The following is a 6,778-nucleotide window of genomic DNA, read 5'->3' as shown; positions in this document are numbered from 1 at the left end:
ACTTAGACTGATTTGAATTGTATACCATAAGCCTCTTAAACCATTGTGGAATAAGGGTTGTATGGCTATACCGTTTTTATCCCATACCGTCTTATTGGTTAGTAACCAAGTTGTCTAAAACCCTTGATAAAATAGGTTTATTGACACTTTCCCATGGTGAACGTCGTGGGTTCGAGTCCCATCGCCCGCTTTGATGGTGCATTGTCAATTGCCAAATTATTTGACCGCGTTGACAAATTAGTGTCTGTAATGTTTCCGCCCTAAACCTTGAAATAGAGGAGAAACTATGAACTCAAGCACCCATGAAAATGATTTTTATGCTTGGACGCAAGAACAAGTAAACCTGTTAAAAACAGGACAACTCCATCAAATCGATTGGCAGAATATTGCCGAAGAAATGGAAGACATGGGACGCTCAGAAAAACGACAATTAGAAAGCAGATTAGAAATTTTAATTATGCACCTCTTAAAATGGCAATTTCAGCCTAACTTGCGCTCTAGGAGTTGGCAATTAACCATTAAAGAGCAACGCCTGCGTTTAGAAAAACTCCTGGAAAAAAACCCTAGTCTTCAAGCTCATCTAACTGAAGCAATGGAAGATGTTTATCCTCTGGCTACCATTAGCGCCGAAAGAGAAACGGGATTGTCATCATTTCCCGAAACCTCTCCCTACAGACTCACAGAGATTTTATCCCCTGAATTTTTACCAGAGTAAATCATGACTTAAATTTTTTCAGCCACTAAAAAGCCTACTATGACCCGCGGACGTGCCTTAATCATTATTATATATATTCTTATATGTTCAAAGCAGCTGGTCTAATTTTTGTAGGTCTCGCTGCACTTCCAGGGACAAAGCTTGATTATGAGGATCTGTCTTTAGGGCTTTTTGTAAATAATTCCTGGCTTTTAAAAGTTGATTTTCTCTCATGAGAGCTTGTCCCCAGATTTGATAAGCAATTGCTCGCCATTGGCGCACTTCTGTATCTGTGGGTAAACGTGCTGCTAAGGCTTCTGCTAAGGCCACGGATTGGGGAAATCTCCTGGCTTTTAAAAAGCGTTGTAGTTGCTCATAGGTCTTCCATTTTAGCCTTTCTTCTATTTCAAAAATATCAGATGGCTTTGGTGTGGGGGTTTTTTCGGTGGTAACTGTGGTTGTTGGTGCTTTTTCTGGAGGTGTGGATTTGCTGTTACTACTTGTAGAGGTAGAATGGTTTGTTGATGAGTTTGTGGATGGGGATATGTCCTGGGAGGGTACTACTTTTAACAGGAGTTTGTAGGCTTGTGTGACAGCAATAAATTTATCTTTGGCTTTGATGTCATGGGGGTTAATATCAGGATGATAAACTTGGGCTAATCGCCTGTAGGAAGCTTTGATGTCAGCAAAAGAGGCTCCTGATCTTAAACCCAATAATCGGTAGCAATCTCCAAGGTTCATAAAGATACGAACTGATGTAAAAATGATTTTTGAATGTTCTATAGCGGTTTTCACCCTTAGTGAGGTACATGATTAACAAGCAGGATGCTTGTGTTACCGGAGGATTATTCACATTTGTATCTCACATTTGTATGTCAAGTGTTGATTAAATGCTATATCATGGCTAGTTTAGCATAGATCCAAAAATGATTTTTGAATGTTCTATGGGGGTTTTCACCCTTAGTGAGGTACATGATTAACAAGCAGGATGCTTGTGTTACAGGAGGATTATTCACATTTGTATCTCACATTTGTATGTCAAGTGTTGATTAAATGCTATATCATGGCTAGTTTAGCATAGATCCAAAATCGAAAATTGAATAATCTATGTGACCCGGTTGATGGGAGAATGGGAAATTATGCCTGTGTGATGTTCCAGCCCAAGGAATTTTGATGAATGTGGAAAAAAATTGTATTTATTTTGCTATTGGTGTTCAGTATCAGCCTCAGTAATCCTGGGTTGGCTACTGCTGCGGGACTGAAAAGCTTTGTAGACTCCTATGATGGTTATGAGTTTTTATACCCTAACGGCTGGATACAAGTTAAAGTTTCTAACGGTCCTGATGTGGTGTTTCACGATTTGATTGAAATATCGGAAAATGTTTCTGTGGTGATTAGCCCCGTACCCGATGACAAAAGTTTAACAGAAATAGGAACACCTACGGAAGTGGGATACAAACTAGGAAAAGTGGCTCTTGCGCCTCCTGGTTCTGGTCGTTCAGCAGAGTTAGTTAATGCTTTTGAACGAGAGTCTCAAGGCAAAACCTATTATGTTTTGGAGTATAAAGTGAAATTTCCTAATATGGGGGATAGGCATAATGTAGCCAGTGTGGCAGTTAGCCGGGGTAAGTTGTTCACTTTTAATGCTTCTGTCGCGGAAAGACGTTGGCGAAAAGTTAAAAGACTAATGGAAGATGTGGTAAATTCCTTCACTGTGTATTAATGAAGATATAGCGGTTTTCACGCTTGAGTGAGATACATCATTAACAAGCAGGATGCTTGTGTTACAAGACGATTATTTACATTTGTATCTCACGTATTTAAGAAATGCGACAGGAAGGAGAAAAAGCAGATTTCTCTTTTGTACCGGATTAACAGTTTCCACTTGTAGCTAAAGTGCCATGAAAAAACCTCAATTTGTACTAGCTTCAGCTTCTCCAGCCCGTCACCGGTTGCTGCAAACTGTGGGGATGGAAGTTATAGTCAGACCTAGTGATTTTGATGAGTCCCAAATTCAAGTTAGTGAACCAGCGCAGTTAGTACAAGTTTTGGCACAATGCAAAGCGGAAACTGTGGTCCCCCAGTTTGAATCAGCTTTAATTATGGGTTGTGATTCGGTGTTGGCTATGAATGGTAAGATTTATGGTAAACCGGCTGATGCTCAAGAGGCGATCGCTCGTTGGCAATTAATGCGGGGTCAATGTGGGGATTTATATACAGGTCATGTATTAATTGACCAGTGCCAAAACCAGACTTTAGTCAGGTGTCAAGTAACAAGAGTATACTTTGCCTCAATGAGCGATCGCACTATTCAAGCTTATGTTGCAACGGGGGAACCCCTCAAGTGTGCTGGTGCTTTCGCCCTTGAGGGTTTTGGTGGTTTATTTGTGGAAAAAATCGCGGGTTGTCATAGTAACGTGATGGGATTAAGTTTACCTTTGCTGCGGCAGATGTTAGAAGAACTAGGATACCATGTTACTGATTTTTGGCGGTAAGTCAGATGAATCGGCGGTAGCGCCGACGGAAAAGAAAACCTGCTCCTGTTAAACCGAGGGTGACTATTGGTGTGATGTGTGTTGATTCTGGGACTGACTGGGGAACTTGAATAGAACCATCAACTAAAGCCACGCCGGTTAAGACAATAGTTTCTCCTAAGTTTACAGTGTCTTGTTGGACAAAGTTTAATGTACCAGTGGCATTTTTAAACATCCCTGTACCGCCGGTGATATTCAAAACTCCAGAACCCTGTCCTGTTAAATTCTCAAAATCAACCGCAGCAGTGGCTTCAGCATCTCCAAATATTTTGTTAGCACCACTACCAAATGAGATGTAGCCTAATGGATATCCTTGTACACCAAATACTTCTGGGTTAATATTAAAAGTTAGGTTTCCTTGCTCATCTAGGAGAGAATAGGTCAAACCTTCATATAACCCTAAGTCATAGGGCGCATCATCACTTATTGCGCTCTCAAAGACTTGGGAAACATTATCGGAGATGGGTTCGATGGTAATGGTGGTATTATATTCAGCACTAAATGGATATACTGTTTGTGCTGCTGCTTTAGCTGCATTTGAGCAAAAACTGACTGTGGTTAACACCAAGGGAATTAACCATGTATTAAATGAACGGAGTACCATTGATAACCTCGAATAAAGATCATTGAATTTACAAAAGCTCCATGTTCAGGCGTTGAAAACCTGTGGACATAGGTTGATTTCGTTAATCAATTCAGTGCAGTTAAGCCGAAAACTTGAGAACTAACGCTTATAAAATTTAGAATATTTAAGATATATTTATAATGAAAAATGTTTTGATTAGGGTATCAATTTTTTATCAAGCAAAAACTCTCACCCTGTTTGGTAGTTATGGAGAAAAAATATTTTCTTATATTGCTAACTGTCACCAAGAGGTACAGCAGAAGGTAGACTGACAAATACATAGTGTTTGCCAGAAAAAGATGTCAATTACTCCTACTAATTCGCTGCGACAACAACAACATCCTTTAATTCACCAACTAGCCAATTGTATTGAAACTGTTTGGTATGACCATTTAGAACTCTCCCCATACCCTTTACCTTGTGACCTAGGGTATGTAGAAGGAAGATTAGAAGGCGAGAAGCTGATTATAGAAAATCGCTGCTATCAAACACCACAATTCCGTAAAATACATTTAGAATTGGCTAAAGTGGGAAATATGCTGGATATCTTGCATTGTGTTATGTTTCCCCGTCCAGAATATGATTTACCTATGTTTGGCTGTGACTTAGTTGGGGGTAGGGGTCAAATTAGTGCGGCGATCGCAGACCTATCTCCTGTGGACTTAGAACGAAATTTACCACCGGCATATCATACCAAACTCACAGCACTAAAACAGGTCAAGTTTTCCCAACCCCGTGAATTACCAGAATGGGGGGATATATTCTCTGAATTTTGTCTTTTTGTGCGTCCTGGTTCCCCAGAAGAAGAAACCATGTTTTTGTCTCGTGTCCAAGACTTTTTAGAAATACATTGTCAGGAAGCCGTAACTTCCGGTGCAGTTTCTCCAGAAAAGTCGTTGCAAATCTTAGCCGCACAAAACAACTATTGTATGCAGCAGCAACAAAATGATAAAACTCGCAGAGTATTAGAAAAAGCTTTTGGTCAAGAGTGGGCAGAAAATTACATGAATACAGTATTATTTGATCTACCAGAATCAAAAAACCTTGCTTATTAACTTAATTATCCAGATTTACTGTATTTCTTCCATCTGTAGGTTCTGTTACGTTTTACCATGACTAATAAATGTAGAATTTATGCACCAACAGTTTAATGGAGTCAGAAATAGCAGTAATATCTGGGAATCAATATTCTCCAGAGTAAAGACCAGGTAAAAAACTTACTAATTGGTTGGGCAAACAGTTCAAGAAAAAAGTTTTGTGGCGAAGGTTGGTGTAGTCTTTAACTAAAAAGCATCTCTAGCAAGCATCTAGCAGTAAATTTCAGCAATTAGCTTTTTTTAAACAACTGTTGTTTGTTTTGGTTATCAGTGCGCTAATTACTAATTGGTATAACCATCCCTGAATCACTTTTTTTATTTCCATAAGCACAATTCAACAAACGGGCAACAACCATGTCAAGGGTGAGTGAGAAGCAAAGCTCAAAAGAGCTGCTACTTAATCCGGAACAACCTAAGATTTGGTGGGGTATCGCTCTAGCCCTACCAATTGTTATCGCTGCTGGGCTACTAACTACAGCCAAGGTTGAGCAGTTGAAAAAAGTTAATTTACCAATACCTGTCAAACCACTGACTAACAGCATTAGTGCTGTGGGGCGTTTAGAACCAAAAGGAGAAGTTTTAAAACTTTCTGCTCCCGCAGCCGGTTTACAATCCTCATCACGAATTAAGCAAATTTTTGTCAAAGAAGGTGAGCGAGTCAGAAAAGGTCAAGTGGTGGCGATTTTAGATAACCATGATACGCAATTAGCGGCTTTAGAAGAGGCAAAAGCTAGACTGCAAGAAGCCCGGGCTAATTTAGCTCAAATACAAGTCGGCTCCCCTAGAGATATTGAGGCTCAAACGGCGGTGATTGCTCGCTTACAAGCTGAATTAAACGGGGAAAAAGAAGCTCAACAAGCCACAATTGGCCGAATAGCTGCCCAATTAAGTGGGGAAAAATTAGCCCAACAAGCAACTATTAAGCGCCTAGAGGCTGAACTGAGGGGACAACAGGAGAATTTAAGAGCGACTATTACCCGCATCCAGGCGGAAAGACGCAACGCTCAAGTTGATGCACAAAGGTATGAGATGTTATACCGAGAAGGGGCTATTTCTCAGCAGGAACGGGACAGAAGAAGACTGAGTGCGGTAACTGCTAATCAGCAAGTTATAGAAGCCCAAGCGACACTGGGACAAGTACAGGCGACTTTACGACAACAACTAGCGGAGGCGAGAGCCTATCAAGTACAAACTCTCACAACGTTGCAACAACAGCTGGTTGAGGCTAGAGTTAACCGTGATAAAACTATTACGACTTTACAAAGTCAAATTAATGAACAACTGGCGAGACTGAAACGAATTCAAGAATTTACCCCTACTGATATTCAGAGAGGACTAGCTCAAGTTAGTAATGCTTTGGCTAACGTTAAGAGAGCAGAAGCAGAACTAAAATTAAGCTATGTTCAAGCGCCAATTGCTGGTGAAATTTTAGCAGTTCACACTAAATCAGGAGAAGCCATCAATGCCAATGGTATTGCTGAAATTGGGGAAACTGATCAAATGACTGTTGTTGCTGAAGTTCCAGAAGACACTATTGCTCAAGTACGTATAGGTCAAACTGCTACTATTACTAGTGAAAATGGGGCGTTTAGCGGGGAATTAAAGGGAAATGTCATTGAAATTGGTAGAAAAATCGGTAAAAAAGATGTTTTAAGTACAGATCCGGTGGCGGATGTGGACGCTAGAGTTGTGGAAGTAAAAATTGGTTTGATTCCTGAAGATAGTCAGCGCGTTTCTGGGTTCACTAATGGTAAGGTAATTACCCAAATTAATAAAGATACCAATTCTGATTAATGTGTAAGTAAGTCGGCGCGATGTGCTGGAATTT

7 protein-coding genes are annotated in these 6,778 nt (G+C 40.2%); 5 read left to right on the top strand and 2 right to left on the bottom strand.

Annotation, left to right across the window (positions count from 1 at the left end):
• The first annotated feature begins 286 nt into the window (after positions 1 to 286).
• Positions 287 to 715, top strand: a complete 429-nt coding sequence (locus NWP17_RS00840) for a DUF29 domain-containing protein (protein WP_280653022.1) — start codon at positions 287 to 289, stop codon at positions 713 to 715.
• Positions 716 to 802: 87 nt separating this feature from the next.
• Here NWP17_RS00840 and NWP17_RS00835 read toward each other — a convergent pair whose 3' ends face one another.
• The gene (locus tag NWP17_RS00835) at positions 803 to 1,435 is read right to left on the bottom strand and encodes a J domain-containing protein (protein WP_280653021.1); all 633 of its coding nucleotides are present in this window, start codon (positions 1,433 to 1,435) and stop codon (positions 803 to 805) included.
• Between the two features lie 436 nt (positions 1,436 to 1,871).
• Between NWP17_RS00835 and psbP the strand changes: the two genes are divergently transcribed.
• Both psbP and NWP17_RS00825 read left to right on the top strand, forming a co-directional pair.
• On the top strand, positions 1,872 to 2,417 hold the full coding sequence (gene psbP / locus NWP17_RS00830) for a photosystem II reaction center PsbP (protein ID WP_280653020.1): 546 nt from the start codon (positions 1,872 to 1,874) through the stop codon (positions 2,415 to 2,417).
• A 178-nt stretch (positions 2,418 to 2,595) separates the two neighbouring features.
• Complete coding sequence (locus NWP17_RS00825) at positions 2,596 to 3,189, top strand: Maf family protein (RefSeq protein ID WP_280653019.1); 594 nt, start codon at positions 2,596 to 2,598, stop codon at positions 3,187 to 3,189.
• A gap of 1 nt (position 3,190) precedes the next feature.
• Here the strand turns inward: NWP17_RS00825 and NWP17_RS00820 are convergent, their stop codons facing one another.
• Positions 3,191 to 3,832, bottom strand: coding sequence for a hypothetical protein (locus tag NWP17_RS00820; protein WP_280653018.1), 642 nt, complete (start codon positions 3,830 to 3,832; stop codon positions 3,191 to 3,193).
• Between the two features lie 320 nt (positions 3,833 to 4,152).
• Here NWP17_RS00820 and NWP17_RS00815 point away from each other — a divergent pair, with 320 nt between their 5' ends.
• Together NWP17_RS00815 and NWP17_RS00810 are read left to right on the top strand one after the other, a co-directional pair.
• A complete protein-coding gene (locus tag NWP17_RS00815) occupies positions 4,153 to 4,908 on the top strand; it encodes a phycocyanobilin:ferredoxin oxidoreductase (protein WP_280653017.1) in 756 nt (251 codons plus the stop codon).
• A gap of 396 nt (positions 4,909 to 5,304) precedes the next feature.
• Entirely contained in the window at positions 5,305 to 6,744 is a 1,440-nt protein-coding gene (locus NWP17_RS00810; protein WP_280653016.1) for an HlyD family efflux transporter periplasmic adaptor subunit, read from the top strand.
• The last annotated feature ends 34 nt before the right edge of the window (positions 6,745 to 6,778 follow it).

Origin of the sequence: Chrysosporum bergii ANA360D, from assembly GCF_029891735.1 — a bacterium.
GTDB classification, from domain to species: domain Bacteria; phylum Cyanobacteriota; class Cyanobacteriia; order Cyanobacteriales; family Nostocaceae; genus Umezakia; species Umezakia bergii.
The sequence above is the reverse complement of the archived record's forward strand: the minus strand, read 5'-3'. Positions and strand labels throughout refer to the sequence as shown.